The 16,871-nt window shown below is 69.8% G+C and carries 15 protein-coding genes and 1 pseudogene; 7 read left to right on the top strand and 9 right to left on the bottom strand.

Annotated features, from left to right (window positions below):
- The 5 genes and pseudogenes from ACWEN3_RS22910 to ACWEN3_RS22890 form a co-directional block, all read left to right on the top strand.
- Positions 1–384 (top strand): DedA family protein (locus ACWEN3_RS22910; protein WP_452973998.1); only part of this gene is annotated, 384 nt, incomplete at its 5' end.
- 25 nt (positions 385–409) lie between these two features.
- Positions 410–1,623, top strand: a pseudogene (locus tag ACWEN3_RS22905) (glycosyltransferase family 4 protein).
- An 84-nt stretch (positions 1,624–1,707) separates the two neighbouring features.
- A complete protein-coding gene (locus tag ACWEN3_RS22900; RefSeq protein ID WP_452973996.1) occupies positions 1,708–2,274 on the top strand; it encodes a Chromate resistance protein ChrB in 567 nt (188 codons plus the stop codon).
- A 38-nt stretch (positions 2,275–2,312) separates the two neighbouring features.
- Entirely contained in the window at positions 2,313–3,449 is a 1,137-nt protein-coding gene (locus ACWEN3_RS22895; RefSeq protein WP_452974004.1) for an MFS transporter, read from the top strand.
- Positions 3,450–3,854: 405 nt separating this feature from the next.
- Positions 3,855–4,505 carry a phosphatase PAP2 family protein gene (locus tag ACWEN3_RS22890; RefSeq protein ID WP_452973993.1) on the top strand — a complete coding sequence of 217 codons (651 nt, stop codon included), beginning with the start codon at positions 3,855–3,857 and terminating at the stop codon, positions 4,503–4,505.
- Between the two features lie 850 nt (positions 4,506–5,355).
- Here the strand turns inward: ACWEN3_RS22890 and ACWEN3_RS22885 are convergent.
- From ACWEN3_RS22885 to ACWEN3_RS22865, 5 genes are all read right to left on the bottom strand, one after another.
- Positions 5,356–6,246 carry a M56 family metallopeptidase gene (locus ACWEN3_RS22885; protein ID WP_452973992.1) on the bottom strand — a complete coding sequence of 297 codons (891 nt, stop codon included), beginning with the start codon at positions 6,244–6,246 and terminating at the stop codon, positions 5,356–5,358.
- Between the two features lie 48 nt (positions 6,247–6,294).
- Positions 6,295–6,687 carry a BlaI/MecI/CopY family transcriptional regulator gene (locus ACWEN3_RS22880; protein WP_452973989.1) on the bottom strand — a complete coding sequence of 131 codons (393 nt, stop codon included), beginning with the start codon at positions 6,685–6,687 and terminating at the stop codon, positions 6,295–6,297.
- 203 nt (positions 6,688–6,890) lie between these two features.
- Positions 6,891–7,343, bottom strand: coding sequence for a hypothetical protein (locus ACWEN3_RS22875; RefSeq protein ID WP_452973987.1), 453 nt, complete (start codon positions 7,341–7,343; stop codon positions 6,891–6,893).
- A gap of 370 nt (positions 7,344–7,713) precedes the next feature.
- Complete coding sequence (locus ACWEN3_RS22870) at positions 7,714–8,190, bottom strand: kinase (RefSeq protein WP_452974001.1); 477 nt, start codon at positions 8,188–8,190, stop codon at positions 7,714–7,716.
- Between the two features lie 71 nt (positions 8,191–8,261).
- Complete coding sequence (locus ACWEN3_RS22865; protein ID WP_452973984.1) at positions 8,262–9,113, bottom strand: SDR family NAD(P)-dependent oxidoreductase; 852 nt, start codon at positions 9,111–9,113, stop codon at positions 8,262–8,264.
- A 318-nt stretch (positions 9,114–9,431) separates the two neighbouring features.
- On the opposite strand from ACWEN3_RS22865, the gene ACWEN3_RS22860 reads away from it, so the two are divergent.
- Positions 9,432–9,674 carry a hypothetical protein gene (locus ACWEN3_RS22860; protein ID WP_452973982.1) on the top strand — a complete coding sequence of 81 codons (243 nt, stop codon included), beginning with the start codon at positions 9,432–9,434 and terminating at the stop codon, positions 9,672–9,674.
- A 289-nt stretch (positions 9,675–9,963) separates the two neighbouring features.
- Here ACWEN3_RS22860 and ACWEN3_RS22855 read toward each other — a convergent pair whose 3' ends face one another.
- Together ACWEN3_RS22855 and ACWEN3_RS22850 are read right to left on the bottom strand one after the other, a co-directional pair.
- A complete protein-coding gene (locus tag ACWEN3_RS22855; protein WP_452973979.1) occupies positions 9,964–10,344 on the bottom strand; it encodes a hypothetical protein in 381 nt (126 codons plus the stop codon).
- Between the two features lie 207 nt (positions 10,345–10,551).
- Complete coding sequence (locus ACWEN3_RS22850; RefSeq protein ID WP_452973976.1) at positions 10,552–10,977, bottom strand: hypothetical protein; 426 nt, start codon at positions 10,975–10,977, stop codon at positions 10,552–10,554.
- Positions 10,978–11,472: 495 nt separating this feature from the next.
- On the opposite strand from ACWEN3_RS22850, the gene ACWEN3_RS22845 reads away from it, so the two are divergent.
- Positions 11,473–15,228: a family 78 glycoside hydrolase catalytic domain gene (locus ACWEN3_RS22845; protein ID WP_452973974.1), complete on the top strand. Its 3,756-nt coding sequence runs from the start codon at positions 11,473–11,475 to the stop codon at positions 15,226–15,228.
- A gap of 100 nt (positions 15,229–15,328) precedes the next feature.
- Here the strand turns inward: ACWEN3_RS22845 and ACWEN3_RS22840 are convergent, their stop codons facing one another.
- Positions 15,329–16,120, bottom strand: coding sequence for an AAA family ATPase (locus ACWEN3_RS22840; RefSeq protein ID WP_452973971.1), 792 nt, complete (start codon positions 16,118–16,120; stop codon positions 15,329–15,331).
- Between the two features lie 432 nt (positions 16,121–16,552).
- Positions 16,553–16,871 (bottom strand): transposase (locus tag ACWEN3_RS22835; protein ID WP_452973968.1); only part of this gene is annotated, 319 nt, incomplete at its 5' end.

The following is a 16,871-nucleotide window of genomic DNA, read 5'->3' as shown; positions in this document are numbered from 1 at the left end:
TGTGGCCGACCAGCCGCTGGCCGTCGGCCACCGGGTGCTGCTCAAGCACGGCACCTGGCGAACGGCGTGACCCGGGCCGAGGAACTGCTCGGCCGGTACGGGCACGGCAAGGCGATCGTGCTGGCCCGGTTCATCCCGGTGGTACGGACCGTGCTCAACCCGCTCGCCGGGATCGCGGGCGTACCCACCTCCGTGTTCACGCTCTGGCAGGTCGTCGGCGGCCTGGTGTGGACCGCGGGCCTGGTGCTGGGCGGGTACGCCCTCGGGTCGAGTGTCCCGAACGTCGACCACTACCTGTTGCCGCTGGTCGGCCTGATCGTCGTCGTCTCCCTGCTGCCGCTTGCCCTGGAACTCCTGCGCTCCCGCCGCCGGGCCGCCGCGTGACCTAGCAGGTTCAGAGGCGCGCCGCATGAAGATCGCATTCCTGATCCACGACGTCTACGGCATCGGCGGCACCAACCGCACCACGCTCAACCTCGCCGCAGCGCTCGCCGACCGGCACGAGGTGAGCATCGTGTCCGTCCGGCGGCACCGCGCCCGTCCGCGGTTCGACATCGATCCCCGGGTGACGGTGGTGCCCCTGGTCGACGTGCGCAAGGACTCCGCGGACCTCGCCGATCCGCTGATGAAGGAGCCCTCCCAGTCCTTTCCCGCGGCCGAGAAGCGGTACCACCAGTACAGCCGCCTGACCGACCAGCGCGTCGAGCGGTATCTGAAGGACAGCGACGCGGACGTCATCATCGGCACCCGGCCGGGCATCAACATCTACCTGGCCCGCTTCGCCCCGGTGCCCTGCGCATCGCCCAGGAACACCTCACCCACGACACGCACAGCAAGAAACTGCGCGGGCAGCTGGCCCGCCACTACCGCGCCCTGGACGCCCTGGTCACCACGACCGAAGCGGACGCCGCCGTCTAGCGGGCGAAGATGCGCCTGCCAGGAGTCGAGATCCTGGCCATTCCCAACGCCGTACCCGATCCCGGTCTGTCATCCGCCGACAGCGCCGCCAAGGTCATCGCGGCGGCCGGACGCCTGGCCCGCGGAAAGCGGTTCGACCTGCTCGTCGAGGCGTTCGCCGACATCGCGGGCAGGCACCCCGACTGGACACTGCGCATCTACGGCGCCGGAGCCGAGAAGGACAGCCTGCAGCAGCTGATCGACGAGCTCGACGTGGGCGGCCGAGCGAAGCTGATGGGCGTGGCCTCGCCGATCGAGCCCGAGTTCGCCAAGGCCGCCATCGTCGCCTCCGCCTCCAACGCCGAATCGTTCGGCATGACACTGGTCGAGGCCATGCGCTGTGGGGTCCCGGTCGTCTCCACCGACTGCCCGCTCGGCCCCGCCGAGATCATCCACGACGGCGTCGACGGCCGCCTCGTCCCCGTGGGCGACCGGCAGGCGCTGACCACCGCACTGCTCGAACTGATCACCGACGAGCCCGCCCGCCGCCACATGGGCCGCGCCGCCCGCCGGGCCGCCCACCGCTACGACCCCGAGCGCATCGCCGGCACCTACGAGGACCTGTTCGTCGACCTGGCCGCCTCCCAGGAGTCCCGCGCCTGGCAACGGACCAAGGCCCGTTGGCGCGGTCTGGCCGCGCGAACCGTGCGCCGCCTGGTCCACTGACCGCACGTCCGTCCGGGCCGGCGCACGCCTTCGGCGTTCACCACTCGCACGCCACGCGATGTAACGGCTGCTACATTCTAAATCGTGTCGAACAGTGAAACGGCGGGCCGCTGGCTCGTCCTGGTGATCAGACTTCCCGCCCAGCCGTCACGGCACCGGGTGGGTGTCTGGCGGGAGCTGCGCAGGATCGGCGCGCTCTCGCTCGGCCAGGGCATCTGGGCCATGCCCGACGTGCCGGTCTTCGCCGAAGGCGTCGCGCGGGCGGTCGCGCTGACCGAGCAGGCCGGCGGTCAGGTCGTGACGTTGAACGCCTCGGGGCGCGGTCCCCAGGACGCCGTCCGGCTCCAGGAGATGTTCGGTGCCGCCCGGTCCGCGGACTGGGCGGAGTTCCTGGCCGACTGCGGCAAGTTCGAGGCGGAGATCGCCAAGGAGATCCGCATCGCCAAGTTCACGCTGGCCGAGCTGGAGGAAGAGGAGCAGTCGTTGGAGCGGCTGAGACGCTGGCACCGTGATCTGACGGCACGCGACGTGTTCGGGGCTCCGGAGGCGGCCGAGGCCGGCGACCGTCTCAAGCAGTGCGTGGCCGTCTGCGAGGACTACGCCGAGCGCGTCTTCGCCGCCCTGCACCAGGCCCCGGAGGGGGAGCAGTGAGCACGGCATCGGCGGGGCAGACGGCTCCGGCACGGCACATGTGGCCGCTGTACGCAGCCGGGTTCACCACCGCTTTCGGTGCGCACGGGATCGCCGCCAACCTCGGCGGCCACGCCAAGGGCGCGGTCACCTCGCTGCTGGTGCTCGGCGGTCTGCTCGCCCTGTACGACGGTGCCGAGGTGCTGCTCAAGCCGGTCTTCGGCACGCTCGCCGACAGGATCGGCGCGCGCCCGGTCCTGCTCGGCGGACTCGTCGCCTTCGCCGCCGCGTCCGCGCTGTACGTCGTCGCGGACAGCCCCGGCTGGCTCTGGGCCGCACGTCTTGGCCAGGGCGCCGCGGCCTCGGCCTTCTCCCCGTCGGCGTCCGCATTGGTCGCCCGCCTCAATCCGGCGGCCAAGCACGGCCGGGCCTTCGGCAGTTACGGCTTCTACAAGTCGATCGGCTACACCCTGGGTCCGCTGCTGGGCGGGGTGCTGGTGTGGGCCGGGGGCCTGCGGCTGTTGTTCGTCGTGCTGGCCGTGCTCGGTGCGGCGGTCGCGGTGTGGGCCCTGGTCGCGGTCCCGGTCGTACCGCCACTTCCCAGGGCCCGGCAGACGGTGGTGGATCTGGCCTGGCGGCTGGCCGACCCGGCTTTCCTCGCGCCGACCTCGGCACTGGCCGCGGCGACCGCGGCCCTGTCGGTCGGGGTGGGCTTCCTGCCGGTGTCCGGGCGGGCGGTCGGTCTGGGCACGGTGGCCACCGGCGCCGCGGTGTCGGTGCTGGCCGCCTGCGCGGCCGTGGTCCAGCCGAAGGCCGGGCGGGCACTGGACCACGGCCGGCTCACGACCCGTACGGGCATCACGGCTGGGCTGCTCCTCGCCGCCGCCGGGATGGGGTGCGCCATGCTGCCGGGGCTTACGGGCATCCTTTTGGGGGCCGCACTGATCGGCGCCGGAACCGGACTGATCACTCCGCTCGGTTTCGCCGCCCTGGCCGCGAGCACTCCCGCCGAGCGGCTCGGGCAGACCATGGGCGCCGCCGAACTCGGCCGCGAACTCGGCGACGCGGGAGGCCCGTTGCTCGTCGCGACGGTCGCCTCCCTCACCACGCTCACCCACGGCTACGCCGTCCTCGCCGTCATCCTCGCTCTCGGCCCCACGCTCACTCTCCTGCGACGTCGCCCGCGTGGAACCTGACCCGCGGCTCGCACGGCCAGGATGGTGCCTCCGCCGCGCAGGTCCCTTGGGACGGTGTCCTCGACGGACCGGGGTGTGGCCCGCCTGCGCCAGTCCTCTCCCCAGCAGGTCCACATCACGGAAGCCAACCCGAGCCGTCGGCAGGTCAGATGGGCGGCGGTGGTCATCACGGCGTATCGATGCACAAAGGCGACACGACCGAACACCGCACACGGACGCGGCGGGGCTTCGCGCAGCGAGCGCTCCGACCGGCCCGCAATTCGCACTTCTACTACATGTAGTAGATTAGCCCGACGGCCACCACCAGTTCACCGTGATGTCACCACTGTGCCACCGCGGGCACGGGGATTGGCCGGCGGCGCCGGGCAGTCCCGCGTCGCCCCGCTGACACGGAAGGACGTACCCATGACCGCGGCCGCCACCGCGCAACTGGCCTTCGACGGGTCCGGTATCGACGGCTCGTTGTTCACCTCCATCACCGACTTCGCCCGCGACACCAAGTGGCTCAACACCCCCATGGAGGTGTGGACCAACCTCGGCCTGGGCGTGTTCGCGATACTCATGGTGATGGGCTGGTGGAACGCCCGTCGCCGCGGCACCGAGGCGATGACCGTAGCCCTGGCCGCACCGGTCGCGGTCGTGGTCGCCTTCGCCGCTGCCGAGGTGGTCAAGAAGATCGTGGCCGAGGCACGGCCCTGTCGGTCGATGCCTCATGCGTACCTGGTCGACTCCTGTCCGGCGCCGTCCGACTACGCCTTCCCCAGCGGGCACACCACCGTGGCCGCCGCCACCGTGGCCGCCCTGTTCCTGCTGGATCGCCGCCTGAGCGCCATCGCCGCGGTGTTCGGCGTGGTGGAGGGCTTCTCCCGGGTCTACGTCGGCGACCACTATCCGCACGACGTCCTCGGTTCGGCGATCCTCGCCCTCCCCGTCGCCTACCTCACCAGCCTCGCGCTGCGCCGCTGGGCCACGCCACTGGTCGCGGCCCTCAACCGCGGCGCCCTGCACCCGCTGCTGACCGCCGAGCCCAGAAGGGTCGCGCAGCACGCTCGGTGACCAACGCACGAAGAGGACCCGCGCCGAGCACCGACGTGCCCGGCGCGTCCCGCTTGTCCTCCGTCCCCGGCCGGATGACCGACCGTCCGGCCCTGCCGGCCGCGCTCGAGGATGCCCTCAGCAGCGGCCGACCCGATCTCCGCCAGCCACCGCGATCCGGTAGGCGCGCAGGGTGAGGGACGAAGCCGACCACGGCTGCGCGAGGGACGAACCCGCCGCCAGTCGTACGGAGGATGGCCGAGTTTGGGACGTCGCCGGTCGTAGCCGTTGATCAGCAGCCGGCCCCCGACGCACGCCACGATCAGCACCCGCCCCATGACATCGCTCGGGCGGGATCCAGGCGCGATCAAGCCACCGACGCCGGCCGTCCACAGCCAGTGGCCGAGCAGCGGATAGACCACCAGCTGATGCCAGATCTTGGTCGGAGCCACCGCCTGCTGAGCTGTGGAGAATCCCGCTCGCAGTTCTCCCCACCACTGCACCAGGCCGAAGCACAGCCAGCCCGCGCCGGAGGCCAGCCCCCACCACGGCCCCGCGGGTCCTCCCGGCGGGGCCGCGCTCATCCGCCACACCCCCAGTGCGACGGCCAGGGCAAGCAGTGGATCACCGAGCAGCACCGCCACGAACCCGGTGCGTAAACCCATCACACGGCGCTCCAGGAACAGCGCCAACAGCCACAGGCCGCCGGGCGTGACCGCGATCATCGCCAACGCGGCGATCCATGGGCCGTGCTGCAGCGGCACGCCCAGCCAGGGTAGATACCGTCCGCTCACACCGGACACAGTCCCAGCGGGCCGGTTCTCATGCCCAACCGCCGGGGTTCCGTGCGAAGGAGGCCGGGGAGGGGCGGTCAGCGCGTACGCAGCTGCGTGGCGGTGGCGTGGGCGTGCATCGCGGCCTCGAACAGCCGCTCAGTGTCGTGTGCCGTGAGGGCCAGGCTCGCGCAGCAGGCCGCCATGAGGACGCCGAACGCCGTCATCACGCCGTTGGGAGAGCGCAGCGGCGGAGCCAGCAGCGCCTGAACGCGCTGGGGCACCGGTCCACCAGTGGCGGACAGCGCCGCCTGTCGGGCCCGGCTCGATGCCAGCGCCGCCCGAGCGATCGCCCGGGCGACGAGCCGTCGGTCCCCCACCACGGCGCCGGCTTCCTCGTCCGCCCACCGCTCCACGGCATAGGCTCCGACCTGTTCCAACGGACGCAGCAACGGATTCACCACCGCCGTCAGATGCAGCACCAGCGAGAACAGATGGTGCCGATGCCGTAGATGCGCCCGTTCATGGGCGAGCAGAGCCCGCCGCTCCGGTCCGTCCAGCAGCTTCAGCATCCCGGACGAGACGACCACCCGCCCCGGCATGCCGAGCACGGCGAACGCCGTCGGCGTCGGATCGTCGACCACGGCCAGGTCCCCGCCTGCCGCGATGTGCCGGCACTCCCGCCAGGCATCGACCAGCGCACGCCCACGGCGCCAGGAGGCCACGGTCAGGCTCACCACCACGAGCAGCACCACCCCTGCGCACACGGCGGCGACCTTCCGGCTCACCGGGTCCTCCGCCGCCAGCACGCTCACCGACCAGGCCCCTTGTGCCGCCACCAGCGGCACCTGACCGATCGCGGTGAAGGCCAGAATCGCCAGCTCGGTCACCCATGTGCCCGCGGCCACGACCGCCGCGCACGCCATCGCCCACGCACCCACACGGGGAGGCACCCGGCGCCCCACCCACGGCGCGGCCAGCGCCAGCACCGCGCTCACCAGCAGCGGCAGATACATCGGCACCGGCCAGAACACGCCTCACCCCCGGTCGGGAAAGTCACCGTGCAGCAGCTGTTCCAGCAGATGCTCGTCCTCCGCCGACAGATCGGAGACGAACCGCGCCAGCACCGCCGCACGGTCTCCGCCCTCGTCCAGCAGCGAGTGCATCCCCGCAGCCGCGTGCCCGGCCTGGTCGTCCAAGGGCGCATAGGCATGGCTGCGCCCCTCCCGCCGCCGGGTCACCATCCCCTTGTCGCACAGCCGCGTCAGGATGGTCAGCACCGTCGTGTACGCGGCACCGGGCACCTGCTCCTGGACCACAGCCGCGGGAACCGGACCGCCGGCGGACCACAAGGCAGCCAGCACCTCTGCTTCCAGCTCACCCCGCGCCCGCCGCGGGGCCTCTCCCCGGTCGTCCTTACCGCCCGTCACCTGGCACCTCCCTCACTACTTCGGCCAGGTTGTCCTCGGTCGTTCAAACTACTACGAGACGTAGAGAAGCGGCCATCTCGATCGCAAGGCGTCTCGAACGAGCCTCACGAACGAGCGTCCTGGGCCTCTGTGACCGTCCAGCCCGGAGTTCGGGACGAGGAGGCGCCGGTGCAATCCCGCCACCCGGACCGTGCCGTATCGGATCAGCGCGCCGTCCGGCCTTGCCAGAACCGTCGCAGGACGGTGACCAGTGCGACCAGCTCTGCCGCCACGAGGGTTGTGACGGAGGCCCAGTTGTAGGGCAGGGACATGGCGACAGGAAGTGCTATGAGCAAGGCGACCCCCTGCAGGACAGCGGAAATCTCCGCCAGATCCTTCACCACCGCGCCCTTCGACGTCCGGAATGCCGCGATCCCCCAGAGCAGGGGGAACAGCAGGCAGGCGATTGCGGCAAGGGCGAAAAACGGCAGGGCGATCACGTTCCCCATGTTTCCGCCGCCAGGCGAGTCGTCGCCGGGGTCGACCACCGGGTGGTCCACGTACCATTTCGCGACGAGTGTCGCCTGCATGAACACGGCGGGGAAAGCGACCGAAGCCAAGGCCACCGCGCCGTACCAGCGCCAGGATCGGGGCGCCGCCCCGCGTGCCACAGCCACCGCTCCCCCTTGCTCCGTCCACCCCGGCACGGCGTCACCCACCGCGCGGCCTGGTCGCCGAGTCCGCCATGGCAAGGCTCGTACCGCCCATCCGGCACACCGCTCAGCGGGCGGGCCGATCAACAGACCAACCACTCAGGCAGGCTCTCGACGAAGCGTAGCCGCCGTTCGAGCGCGACCTGACCGACGGTCCGCCGATTCTACGACTGTCGGTGTTCGCGGGTCGGTTCGTCCGCCGGTACGCAGATGTGCTCCTTCTCGGGGGACGGTGATTGCGGGCTGACGGAGCTCACGCAGCTCGTTGGCAAAGCGCCTCGCGAGCGGCCTCACCCCTCAGCCGCAGGTAGACAGCCGCAGGTAGACCCAACCGTCAGCGGTCGCATACCGGCAGATCGGTGAGGCCGGTGGCGAGCATGATGTGGTCGACGGTGTCGGGCAAGGTACTTCGCGCGTCGATGACCGTCTCGACACCGCCGGGCAGTAGATCGAGCGAGCGGTACCACTCCCGCAGTTGTGCCTCACCCACCACGTCGGCGATCGGCTTCGTGGCGTGGCGAGCCACGGTCTCGGTGAAGGGCACGTCCAGGTAGTAGCCGTGCGTCGGGCCACGGTGGTCGGCGCGGAGCCGAGTGAGCATCTCGCCATAGTGGTCGGCGTGCAGGATGCCTTCCACGATGACGTGGTACCCGGCGTCCAAGGCGTAGCGGGCGGTCAGGTCGATCAGGCCGATGTTCGCGGCACCCGGCCGGTCGCGTTCCCGGAGCACGATGCGGCGGAGGTTGTCCTGGCCGACCAGGGCCAGGCCGCGGCCGAACTTCTCCCGGACGCCCGCGGCGACGGACGACATCCCCGAGGCGCTGTTGCCGCGCAGCACGATCAGCCGCGTCTCTTCGCTGCCCACCCTCACAGCCGGCCACGCTACCGGGTCGGCCGCCCGAACGTCGCGAGGTCGCGGGCCTGTCCGATCAGGTCGTGCGTCAGTTTCATCAGGCGCTCGCGGGCGCCGGCGTCGTACGCCTGCTCGTGCGCACGTGCGTCTGTGAACTGGTCGAAGTAACGGCCCGTGGTGGTGTCGAGTTCAGGATCGAGGAGCAGGCGGACCGTCGGCCGGACGCCGTCCTGCGTGCTGGTGACAGGGGTGAGGCCGTACGCGCGGACGCCGTCCGTGTCCATCAGGTGGGCCGGGTGCAAGGCGTTGACCGTGACCCCGGTGCCCTGGATTTCTGCGGCCAGTTCGAAGGTAGCCATGATCATGGCCAGCTTGCTTCTGCAGTACGCACGCAGGCCCTCGTAGTCCCGCTCGAGCATGACGTTGTCGAAGTCGATGGCCTCCTGCCCGATTGAGGCGACGTTGATCACCCGGGCAGGGGTCGAGGCCGCGAGCAGGGGCAGGAGGTCGCGGGTGAGGGCGTAGGGAGCGAGGTGATTCACCGCGAAGCGGAGTTCATGGCCCTGACGGCTCAGTTCGCGTTCGAGCGGATCGGCGCCTCCGCCCGCCACGGCGTTGTTGATCAGTCCGTCGAGATGCGGCTCCGCCGAGAGAATCCGGTCGGCCATCTCGTGCACCTGGTCCAGGTCGGACAGGTCGGCGAGGTAGGTGCGGATGGTGGTGTCAGGGGCGGCGGCCCGTGCTTCGCCGGCCACGTCCTCCAGGCGATCGCGGTCCCGGCCGTGCAGCAGGACGGTGCCGCCGCGCGGGGCCAGGTCGAGTGCGAGAGCCCGGCCCATGCCCTGGGTGGAGCCGGTGATCAAAGTGGTGCGCTGGGTCATGGCACTGATCATGTCCGTGCCCGGCGGTGGGACGGGAGTGTGTGTCAATCCTGGTGTGATCACCACCAGGCTCGGCAGACATGGCACATCAGCGCGTGACAGAAGGCAGTTGGGCCGAGTCTGGTCTCGGTAGGCGCGAGCTCGTTGTGTGTGAAGGGCCGCACCATCCTCGCGCGAGGAGTGGGAACGCTCCGCGACCGAGTACGCCTACTCATGCGTGCTGTTCACTCACCGGGAACCATGAACACCATGACGAAGACCCGGCCCCGCCGAACCGCAGACCTACCATGCGCCGTCACGGCAGGCGTTCTCGGTGTCATGACGTGGGTCGTCCTCGCCTACTCCATGATGATGAGCAGCTTCTCCTTCGGAGCACCCGACCAGTACGAACTCATCCAACACGCCAAGGACGCGGCCGAGATCGCCTGGACGGCCTCGGGCATCCTAGCGTCCGGCATGGTTTTGGCCGGGCTGTTCCGGCTGTGGCGCACGCTCGCCGTTCATGTGCTCGTCTTCGGCACTGGGACGGCCGTTCTCTGGGCCGAGGCGGCTTCACGATGATCAGGTGGGACACGCGCCGTTCTCGATGAGACGGCGCCGTCGGGAGTGCCAAGCACCCTCGTAAGTGGGGCCGCCTGCTTGGCTGTCCAAGCTGCTGGGCGGTCATGTGTACGTCTCAGCGAGCGTGCCGGCTGAGGGCCGGCTGAAGCGCGCGGTACCCGAGTACGAAGGTGTGGAGCCGAACGACCTACCCCGCTGGCGACTTCGACCTGAGACGTCGGCTGGGTGACTCAATACGGACGGTGCAGGAGTGGCCGTCGCCGCCGGGGTGACAGCGGCTTGCTTTGGATCAGCCGAACAGGGCCGCGACATCCTTCTCGGCACATAGCCGCAGCACGACAGCCAGCTGACGAGCATCTTCTATGTGCCGTCGGAGGGTTGGGGTGCCGGCCTCGCTCAGCCACTGGCCGATGATCGCCTCCAGCCGGGGAAGGATCGCAGCGCACTCGGCGGATGAGAGTTCACCGAAGTCATCGGGGTGGTCGAGGAGCGGTACAAGGGTCGTGGAGACGTCGCCCCACGGGCGCTCTCCGCCGAACCCCCACATCTCGGCGAGGTCGAACCCCTCGGTCGCCGCCAGGCGCCGCCGGAACGCCGCGAAGCCGCTGTAGGACCAGGAGACGTCCGGACTGTCGACGTTGTCGTCGGCCGGGAACAGACACAGCCCCACTCCGTTCCTCCCGACGAATCAGTGGCTCACGGTCGAGGAGCCAAGGTGACATAGGGGCCCGAACGGTCGCGGAGAGCCGCCGGTGTGAACTGCGGCCGCCACCAGGGCCGGCCGGTACCCCGTCCGGGGTGCCGGCCGCGGGGAGAACTCAGCAGTCCTCCTGGTGCGGGTACTCACACGCCGTCTCGCGCGGCGAGCGAGGCCGACTCACAGAACGGCGACGGTCGTTTCGTTGGCGTAGCTGAACCCGTCGTTGTCGAAGTAGAAGACGGTCACCTTGACCTTGTCTCCCTTGGCGAAGGAGGACCCCTCGGCCGTGCGCATGGTCACCTGCGCGGTGTGGTTGTCGTAGTCACAGACGAGCTTGTTCTTCTTGATGGTGCCCGCGGCGATTCCCCCGACATGGCCCGAGTCGAGCGTCGCCGCGTTGGCCACGAGTTCGTGGTCCATGCCGGGGTCACAGGAGTAGGTGACCTGCACCTGTACGTTCGGAGCGTGGAACGACACCTTGTCGATGGTCAGCAGGTTGGCCTTGGCCGCTGCCGAAGGGGCAGTGGCCAGGACACCCGCACCGACCACAAGGGCAGTGACCGCGGTCCCGGCGAGGCGTCGCCGGATATTGGTTGACTTCATAGATTCTCTTCCTTCCCCCCTGCGGTCACCCTTGGTCTGAGGCTGGAGCAGATCTCCAACGGGGCGGGCGACCGCAGCAGTTGATCAACTTCGACCTGGATCTTACGTGATCTTCTGTTTATGAAGAGGGTCGGATGTCGAATGGTTGATGAAGCTGGCCGGTTCTGTCCAGGCTGTCTGAAAGTGGCCCCATCGGGGCGAGTCCTACGACCAAGCCACGCGCCGCCAGTTTGACGCCGCACAGCCAGCCCCCTCGACGGGCCGGCGTCCGCGCCTCGTTGCATCGAAGGAGCCGGGATCCCCTCAACAACCGCCCCTGCACCGACCGTTGACGACTCTCACGGGCGCCCCTACATTACCCCCGGCATGCCGAAATGAAACGTTTCACTCGCTGCATCAGGCCGGACCGGCACCGCGAGATCGCGTTCCCGGTCCACCTCGCTCATCCCACACGCGGCCACCCCACACGGGTGTCCCGAGAGAAGGAGTACGGCGTTGAGCAGTGACGCGACGCACCACAGAGGTTCGGCTCAACCCCCCGAAGAGCAGACGCGGTTCAGCAGGCGACGCTTCCTGAGCACCGGTTCGGGCATCGCGGCCGGCGCGCTCGCCGGCGGCGCCCTGCTGTCGCGCCCGGGCGTCGCTGCGGCGGCTCCGCGCTCCGCGGCCGCCGCACCGGTCGACCTGTCGAGTGCCCACTGGATCTGGTACGCCGAGGGAAATCCACGCGTCACCGCTCCCGCCGCCTACCGGTACTTCCGTAGGACGTTCAGCGTCCCGGCCGGCAACGCCGGCGACGCCCAGATGGTCGTCACCGGTGACGACACCGTGGACGTGTGGCTGAACGGACAGCACCTGGCCGCTTCCTTGCGTACTTCGGATGCGTGGCAGAGCGCCCTCTACGTCGACCTGCGCCCAGCCCTCACCGCCGGGAACGACAACACGATCGCGGTCGCCTGCAAGAACACCGGCGGTCCTGCCGGACTCCTCGGGCACGTGCACATCACGACGGACGGCGGCACGACCGACCTGGTCACGGACGGCAGCTGGCGTTCGGCGCAGACCGCTCCCACGGGTTGGGAACTGCCCACGTTCGACGACTCCGGCTGGTCCGCGGCCGTGGACCTGGGCGCGTACGGCATCTCCCCGTGGTACTCCGACGTCGCCGCCCCGGACCTCTCGGCGGCGTCGCCTCTGAGCGTCACGGGCCTCACCGTCGAGCACCAGGTCACGCCGCTCGGCATGGACGCGACGAAGCCGCGGTTCGGCTGGACCCTGGATTCCGCGGCGCCCCAGCAGCACCAGGCGGCCTATCAGGTTCAGGTCTCCTCGACCGGCTCCGGCACCGGGGACATCTGGGACAGCGGCCGTGTCGCCTCGGCCCAGCAGATCGACATCGGCTACGACGGCACTTCGCTGAAGAGCCTCACCCGCTACCACTGGCGGGTCCGTGTGTGGGACACGCAGGGACGGGCCGGCGTCTGGAGCGATCCGCAGTGGTTCGAGACCGGGTTGCTCGACCCGGCCGGCGAATGGCGGGGCGCCTTCATCGGCCAGGCCGCCGCACCGAACTTCGCGGGGGCGAGTTGGATCTGGTACCCGGAGGGCGACCCCGCCGCATCGGCGCCGATCGGCACCCGCTACTTCCGTCGTACGCTCACCCTGGCCGGTGCCCCCGCGAGCGCGGTACTGGCGATCACCGGCGACGACACGGCCGACGTCTGGGTCAACGGCGTACTGGTCAGCTCCTCGCCGAGGGTCGGCGACTCCTGGAAGAGCGCGGCGCTCGTCGACCTCGCCTCGCACCTGGCGGCGGGCGCCAACACCATCGCGGTGGCCTGCACGAACACCAGCGTCTCCCCCGCCGGTCTGCTCGCCAAGCTCACCCTGCCGGCCGGGCAGGTCGTCAACAGCGACACCTCCTGGAAGGCCTCCCAGTCCGGGCCGACGGGCTGGAACTCGCCCGGCTTCGACGACAGCGCCTGGCCCGCGGCGATGTCCGTCGCCGCCGCCGGGAGCGGCCCGTGGGGCGTCCAGGTGCGAGTGATCACGCCGGCCCCGATGGTGCGCAAGCGGTTCAGTGTCTCCAAGCCCGTGGCCTCCGCCCGGCTCCTGACGACCGCACTGGGTCTGCACGAGACCCGTCTCAACGGGGCCAGAGTCGGCTCCGACGTCCTTGCCCCGGGCTGGACCGACTACGAAAAGCGCCTGCAGTACAAGGTCTTCGACGTCACCTCCCGGATCCAGCAGGGCGCCAACGCCCTCGCGGCCTGGGTGGGCGACGGCTGGTACAGCGGCAGCATCGGCTTCGCCGGCAGCCGGCACTACGGCTCCCAGCCCTGGTACTCCGCCCAGCTGGTGCTCACCTTCACCGACGGCTCGTCGCAGACGATCGCCACCGACGGCAGCTGGAAGACCGGCACCGGAGCGATCAGGGCGGACGACCTGTACAACGGCGAGACGTACGACGCGCGCCTGGACGTCCCCGGCTGGGACGGCGCCGGCTTCGACGACTCCGCGTGGGCCGCGGTCAACGTCTCCTCGGTCTCCTTGCCCCCGCTGGTGTCGCAGGTCGACGGCGGGGTCACCGTTCAGGCGGAGTTCTCGCCCGTAGCCATCACGCAGCCGCAGCAGGACGTGTGGATCCTGGACCTGGGCCAGAACTTCGCGGGCTGGAACCGGCTTTCGCTGAGCGGCCCGGCCGGCACCACGATCACGATGCGACACGGCGAGGTCCTCAACCCCGACGGCACGCTCTACACCACCAACCTGCGCACCGCCCAGGCCACCGACCGGTTCGTCCTGGCCGGCACCGGTTCCACCGAGACCTACGAGCCCCGTTTCACCGTCCACGGCTATCGCTACGTCGAACTCACCGGTCTGCCCTCCGGCTTCACCCCGACGAAGAGCACCGTCACCGGACGAGCCGCCTGGACCACCGCGGACCAGCTGGGCACGCTCACCACGTCGAGCAAGCTGGTCAACCAGCTCCAGCACAACATCACTTGGGGTCAGCGCAGCAACATGCTCTCCATCCCCACGGACTGCCCGCAGCGGGACGAGCGTCTGGGATGGACGGGTGACATCGCCGCCTTCAGCGCCACCTCCACGTTCAACCTGGACGTCCACCGGTTCCTGGCGAAATTCGTCGACGACCTGGTCGACGACCAGCAGTCCAACGGGGCGTTCACCGACGTCGCACCGAGTGTGATCAACGGCTCGGGAACCGCCGGCTGGGGCGACGCGGGCGTGGTCATCCCTTACACCTTGTGGCAGCGCTTCGGTGATGTGCGGATCGTCGACCGGCACTTCACGGCGTTCTCAAGCTGGGTCGACTACTTGCGCAACACGGCCGGCGGCGACCTCATCCGCAACCAGCAGACGTACGGCGACTGGCTCAACGTCGGCGACGAGACGCCCCACGACCTCATCTGCACCGCCTACTTCGCGTGGGCCGCGCGGCTGGTGGCACGAATGGCCGACGCCACGGGCCGTACGGCACAGGCCGCCTCCTACGGTCAGTTGGCCGATCAGGTGGCGGCCGCTTTCGCCGGCCGGTACATAGGGCCGGACGGCTCCGTCGGCAGCAACACCCAGACCGGGTACGTACTCGCCCTGGCCTTCGGCCTGGTGCCCACGGCCCTCGTCCAGCGAGCCGCGGACAAGCTCGCCGCCAAGGTCGCGACCGCCAACGGCCATCTGACGGTCGGATTCCTGGGAGTTGAGAACCTCCTGACAGTGCTGGCGAGCAACGGCCACGCGGACGTCGCCTACCAGATCCTGCTCCAGACCGACTATCCCGGCTGGGGCTACATGATCGGCCGCGGCGCCACCACCATCTGGGAGCGCTGGGACGGCATTCGCGCCGACGGCTCCTTCCAGGATCCGGGCATGAACTCCTTCAACCACTACGGCCTCGGCTCGGTCGGCGACTTCCTGTACCGGCACATCGCGGGGATAGGACCGGCCTCTCCGGGCTACCGGTCCCTGCTCATCGCTCCCCAGCCGGGCGGGGGCCTGACCTCCGCTTCCGGCACGTACCGGACACCCTTCGGGACGACCGAAAGCAGCTGGTCCGTGTCGGGGAGCCAGATGACACTTCAGGTCACCATTCCGGCCAACGTCACCGCCACCGTGGTCGTCCCCACGTCCCAGCCCGGTTCGGTCAAGGCTCCCGCTCAAGCCGTCCCGTCCGGCTCCGCCACGTACAGCCTTCCGGCGGGCAAGTACAGCTTCACCGCCGCCGTGTGACTGCCCGGTCCCGGCGGCCGGACCTGCCGGGGCCGGGCATACCCCGGGCACCTCGACCACGGCTGTACGACGGCCCGCTCGGCGGTGAGCGGGCCGTGCCTCACCGGTACCAACTGCCCTGGCCGCCGTCAGCGTCGTCGGTCCCCAGAAGATTCTTGAGGAACCGGCCCGGTGCGCCGAGGAACTCGCGTGTCAGGCGCACCGGGAGGGCCTGGTCGAAGTCGACGGTTTCCAATCCGCCCGCGTCGGAGATCTCCATGATGGTCGCCCCGGGGAGGGCGAGGAGGACCGGCGAGTGTGTGGCCACGATGAACTGGCTTCCCTGTGCGGCGAGTTCGTGCATACGGGCCAGCAGGGCGAGGCAGCTCTGGACGGAGAGGGCGGCCTCCGGTTCGTCCAGGAGGTACAGTCCCCCGGGTCCGAAACGATGGGTGGCCAGGTCGAGAAACGACTCTCCGTGGGAGCGCTCGTGCGGCGACACCCCACCGTAGGCGGGAAGGAGCGGCCGACCTCCGGCTCCGTCGAGCCTTTCGATCTCGCTGGCCACGTTGTAGTAGGACTCCGCCCGCAGGAAGAAGTCGGTGCGCGGCTTGCGGATCCCCCAGGTCAGGATCAGGTGGTCGCCCAGCGGGGACTCGGTGGAGCGGGTGGAGAACCGGAAGTTGCGGCTGCCGCCCTCGGGATTGAACCCCGCGGCCACGGCGATCGCCTCGATCAGCGTCGATTTGCCCGCGCCGTTCTCACCCACCAGGAAGGTGGCCCCCGGCGGCAGGGTGAGTGTGCCTGAACGGGCGAGCTGCCGCACAGCGGGGAGACTGAACGGGTACCGGCTGTCGTCCACGTCCTGGTCCAGCCGGACCTGCTGGATGAACCTGCCGTGGGCGGAGGTCATGACGCACACGCCGCACACGCCGCACACGTGTGCAGGGCCGGGGCCTGTGCCGCGCCCGGCGGCGAAACGTCGTCGTCGTTGACCACGTGGGACTCCCGAACATCCTGGCCGTACGGCGAAAGCTGCGTCGTCCTGTCACGCTACACGTCCCCGTCCTTCGCCTGCAGGGACGCGTACCCCGCCGACGGCGAGGTCATAGGTCGTCTGTGTTGGGGAAGGTTGCGGACTACAACGACGGTGACGGCGCTGCTCTCGGGCCTGAGGAGCTTGGTGCCCGGCGGTCGTCTGTCGTCGCTATGAAGCGATGTAGTTTGTGTGGTGCGGTTTTCTGCTGTCTCCGCTTCCGGGCAGGCTCGTTCGGCCTCCACGGCATCGTCGGCGATCTTGACGACCTCTCTGAGGTCGTTTTCTCCCGGTGCTTTATCCCGGAATCTACTGTGTGGTCTGGGGTGCTGGGTCGCGCCAGGAGACGGTGGCTTCGCCGGCGAGGCGGCGTGCCATGAGCTCGGTCATGGCGATGTGGATCATGGCTTCGGAGCGAACGGACAGGGTCTCGTAGTCGCGGGCCAGGCGGCGATGCAGCATGAGCCAGCCGTAGGTCCGCTCGACTGCCCAACGTTTCGGGATCGGGGTGAATCCCCTGGTCCCGGGCTTGCGTTGAGTGATTTCCATGTCAATTCCGAGGGTGGCCGCGTGCTCGACGAGGTGCTGACGGTAGCCGCCGTCGACCCACACCTTGCGGATGCCGGGG

Source organism: Streptomyces sp. NPDC004561 (assembly GCF_053602155.1).
The sequence above is the reverse complement of the archived record's forward strand: the minus strand, read 5'-3'. Positions and strand labels throughout refer to the sequence as shown.

Excerpts from the sequence above, each read along its gene's own strand:
- ACWEN3_RS22895 (WP_452974004.1), top strand. The coding sequence starts at position 2,313 with ATGTGGCCGCTGTACGCAGCCGGGTTCACCACCGCTTTCGGTGCGCAC.
- ACWEN3_RS22890 (WP_452973993.1), top strand. The coding sequence starts at position 3,855 with ATGACCGCGGCCGCCACCGCGCAACTGGCCTTCGACGGGTCCGGTATC.
- ACWEN3_RS22850 (WP_452973976.1), bottom strand. The coding sequence starts at position 10,977 with ATGAAGTCAACCAATATCCGGCGACGCCTCGCCGGGACCGCGGTCACT.
- ACWEN3_RS22840 (WP_452973971.1), bottom strand. The coding sequence starts at position 16,120 with ATGACCTCCGCCCACGGCAGGTTCATCCAGCAGGTCCGGCTGGACCAG.
- ACWEN3_RS22865 (WP_452973984.1), bottom strand. The coding sequence starts at position 9,113 with ATGACCCAGCGCACCACTTTGATCACCGGCTCCACCCAGGGCATGGGC.
- ACWEN3_RS22870 (WP_452974001.1), bottom strand. The coding sequence starts at position 8,190 with ATGTCGTCCGTCGCCGCGGGCGTCCGGGAGAAGTTCGGCCGCGGCCTG.
- ACWEN3_RS22860 (WP_452973982.1), top strand. The coding sequence starts at position 9,432 with ATGACGTGGGTCGTCCTCGCCTACTCCATGATGATGAGCAGCTTCTCC.